1 protein-coding gene is annotated in these 701 nt (G+C 44.9%); it reads right to left on the reverse strand.

The window, feature by feature from the left end; all coding sequences use genetic code 11:
- On the reverse strand, window positions 1–699 hold a 699-nt coding region (gene era / locus R8O11_RS27770), incomplete at its 3' end, for a GTPase Era (RefSeq protein ID WP_318194941.1).
- Window positions 700–701: the final 2 nt, after the last annotated feature.

The raw sequence follows: 701 nt of genomic DNA on the forward strand, positions 1-701 counted from the left end.
TTCCATATCTAGACGTGCTTCACGACCAATGGTTTTGATCTTCTCGCCGCCTTTACCAATCACCATTTTCTTCTGACCATTACGTTCAACAAGAATCAAAGCATTGATATGGAAACCGTCCGTTTCTGGGTTGTAATCAAAACGCTCAATCTCAACCGTTACAGAATATGGCAGTTCATCACCAGTAAAGCGCATTAGCTTTTCACGTACGATTTCTGAAGCCATGAAACGCTGAGAGCGATCCGTTACGTATTCTTCAGGGAAGTGATGCGTCGCTTTCGGCAGGTGATTACGTACGTGCTTGCGCAATACATCAATGTTCTTACCTTGCTTCGCAGAGATTGGCACTACATCGACAAAGTCCATTTTTTTAGACATTTCAGCCATGTGTAGCATCACTTCATTACGATCTTGCACGTTATCGACTTTGTTAACACAAAGTACAACAGGGAAGTTCGATTTCTGAAGCTTGGTCAACACCATCTCGTCGTCTTTAGTCCAATGGGTACCATCGACCAAGAAGAAAACTAGGTTCACGTCACTCAACGAGGAGTTTGCAGCGCGGTTCATCAAACGGTTGATTGCACGTTTTTCTTCAATGTGAAGTCCTGGTGTATCAACGTAAATCGCTTGGTAATCGCCATCTGTGTCGACGCCCATGATGCGGTGACGCGTCGTTTGTGGCTTACGTGACGTGATCG

It is taken from the genome of Vibrio sp. 1288 (assembly GCF_033344475.1).